Origin of the sequence: Dialister sp., from assembly GCF_036343215.1 — a bacterium.
Classification (GTDB): domain Bacteria; phylum Bacillota; class Negativicutes; order Veillonellales; family Dialisteraceae; genus Dialister.
The window spans coordinates 1-3,141 of record NZ_JAZASU010000146.1; the positions used below are offsets into that span (position 1 = coordinate 1).

A 3,141-nucleotide genomic window follows, 5' to 3' on the forward strand; every position below is an offset into this window, starting at 1 on the left:
AAAATTTTTTGCGTTTGTCAAGTACTTTTTTCAGATTTTGTCGGATTTTTTTAAATTTTTTGCACAAAAAAAGCACGCATCTTTCGACGCGTACTTGAACTATTTCATGATTTTCTTAAGTTAATGATATTGCTGATAACTATTAACTGATAACTTTATTTCAGTATTTTCCTCAATTCCGCCTCTGTCTCCTCATACAGTTTCGAAAGCTCTTCTTCGTGCTCTTTCACAAACCCCGGTCCCTCTCCGTTCTTCAGCGACAGTTCGCACTGTTTCGCAAGGTCTGAGAGTTTCCTGGCTCCCAGGGCGAGGGAGGAGGATTTGAGGCCGTGGACGGCGATCTGGTAGTTTTTCCAGTCTTCCGCGGCGAAGAATTTCTTCAGTTTTTCCATATGGCCGGTATCGAGGAAGGACTGGATCATTTCTTTATAGAAATCCCTGCTGTCCATGCAGTAGGAGAGGCCCAGTTTTTCATCGATCAGGGGCTCTGCGGATTCTTTTTCCGCAGGCGCTGCGCCTTTCCCGGAAACTTTGATGACTTTCTCTTTCGGCAGCCACTTCATGCACATTCTTTCGAGGACTTTGCCTTCGATGGGTTTGGAGAGGTAATCCCAGAAACCTTCGGAGAGGTAGGCTTCCCGGGCTCCGCTGATGGCATTGGCGGTAAGGACGATGATCGGAATATCCCGGATGGCATGGGGCATTTCTTTTTTCATTTTTTCCAGGGTTTCCACGCCGGCCATGATGGGCATGAGGTCATCCAGGAAGATGAGATCATACCGGGTTTTACGGATTTTTTCCATGGCTTCTTTCCCACTCATAGCGGTATCGATTGTCATGGCCGTTTTCTTCAGGAGTCCCCGGAAGAGGAGGAGATTCATATCGATATCGTCCACTACCAGGATTCTCGCTGACGGTGCTTCGAAGGATTCGTGATAGTCTTCCACCAGGGAGAGGCGGTCATTGAAGGCTTTTTCGAAATCTCCCACCGGCGTGGGATCTATGATGCCCTGTTTCAGGTCAAAGTGGAAATCGGATCCTTTGCCATAGGTGCTTTCCAGTTCCAGACGGCTGTCCATGAGGGACAGGGTCTTCGACGCGATGGAAAGGCCAAGGCCGCTGCCTTCGATATTTCTATTTCTCGATTCCTCCACTCTTCGGAAGGATTCGAAAAGTTTGTCCTTTTCTTCTTCCCGGATGCCGATCCCCGTATCTTTCACGGACACGTGGAGGAGGATTTTCTGATCGGTCATGGGGCTGGCCTTCACGGAGAAGGTAATGGACCCTTTCTCCGTATATTTCACCGCATTGGTGAGGAGGTTCGTAATGACCTGACGGAGCCGCACATCATCTCCGTAGAGCCGGCTCGGGAGGTTCGGATCGATTTCCTTATGAATGACAAGGCCTTTGGCCTCTGCCCTGGGACCGATCATGACGATGAGATCGGACAGGAAGGAAACCGTATTGTAAGTCACAGGCACGATATCCATCTTCCCCGACTCAATGCGGGAGAAATCAAGGACGTCATTGATGAGGGAAAGAAGATTCCGCCCGCTCGCCCGGATCCTGGCCGCATATTCACGGATGGCGGGGTCCTGAGCCTCACGGATAATCATTTCATCGAAGCCAAGAATCGCATTGATAGGCGTCCGGATTTCATGGGACATATGGGCCACGAAGTCCCCCTTTGCCCTATTGGCAGTCTCGGCTTTTGCCTTCAGTATTTCCTGGGCCTCCGCGAATTTCTCTATTTCCTTCGTATAGGCGTCGGAGCGCCTCCGGTCTTCGGCGATACTTCGGGAAACGATGATGATGAGAATGATCATGATGAGCACAAAGAGGAAGGTATTTCTATAAATCAGGGAGGCAAAGAGGGAATTTTCATACTCATTGTCATCCTCTATTTCCAGAAGCCAGTCCATATTGTCCATGTATTTCCGGACAATGTAGCCCCCATCGGGCAGCTCCTCATAGAGGTAATCTTTCATCCCCGCATACTCTTTCAGCTTCGTACTGGTGAGGACTGTCTGATCGATGGACGCCTGGCCTTCATTGATCCGGATGGCATCCTCATCATTGATCAGATTGATGTGGACATTGTATTCATTCACGAAACCGCTCAGGATTTCCTGAAGGTCCGAGACTTCCACACTCACCCCGCAGACACCGAGGAGTTCGCCTTTCTCATTCACGATCCGTGCATTCACGAAGACAGTCCACTTATCCCCATGGGCCTGATCCGTATCCAGGTCCAAATCCACCATGCGGCCGGTGGAAATAAAAGTGGAGTACCACACGTCATGGGCATCATGGAGAGGGTCCACAATCTTATTGAACCCGCTCTGGGAATAATATTTCCCACTTTTCTGGGAAATAATGAAAGCGGAACTGTAATTCATCCGGGTGGAAAGCTTCGACAGGTAGGAAACCACCTGCTTTGCCTCTTCTTCATTCGGGAAGTCCTCATTCTCCATGGATTCCATGAGGAAATGGTCCGAAGCCATAGTCTGGGCGACAGCAATAGGCTCCGACAGGCGGTTATTGATGGAATCATAAATCTGCGCCGCCAGCACCTTCGAGAGTTCCTCATTATGCCCCTTGATCACCGTATGGAGCGAATGGACGGAAAGAGCCGTGGTCAGGAAAAAGCTGACAATGATCAGGACCACCGTCATCAGGATCAGACGGCTGTGCTTGAACTTCATCACAAGACTCCCCTCCATTCCAGGAAATAAAGAGACCTTCTCTCCCCTACATTATAAAAAAGTTTCAGAAAAAAATCTGAGACCTGTCACAACTGGTAGGTTTTGACAACACGAAATGTAAATTAGTTATTAGCGGTTAGCAGTTAGCCGTTAGTGGTCAGCCTTCAAACCCCGGACCTTTGAATCGGGGAAGAAAGGTTCCCATATAAAAACGGGCGCCCTGCTATTTCAAAGGCGCCCTGTACTTATCACTATTTCTAATCACTAACTGCTAACGGCTAACGACTAACTGCTACCCTCTGTTATGAAGTGACCGGTGTCAAGAGGTAATTTCCACTTTTTTCATCGATTCACTTTTGGAGCCATGCATCAGGGCAATCCCTGATGCCATCTGAGAAGGGCCTTGAATTAACGGACTGAACGGCATTTGGCCATT

The 3,141-nt window shown here is 48.9% G+C and carries 1 protein-coding gene; it reads right to left on the bottom strand.

What is annotated here, in order from left to right:
* Positions 1 to 155 precede the first annotated feature (155 nt).
* Positions 156 to 2,705 carry a hybrid sensor histidine kinase/response regulator gene (locus tag VZT47_RS09850; protein WP_330224788.1) on the bottom strand — a complete coding sequence of 850 codons (2,550 nt, stop codon included), beginning with the start codon at positions 2,703 to 2,705 and terminating at the stop codon, positions 156 to 158.
* Positions 2,706 to 3,141 lie beyond the last annotated feature (436 nt).

What these genes read in the sequence shown, in the direction of transcription:
- VZT47_RS09850 (WP_330224788.1), bottom strand. Translation starts at nt 2,705, where the DNA reads ATGAAGTTCAAGCACAGCCGTCTGATCCTGATGACGGTGGTCCTGATC.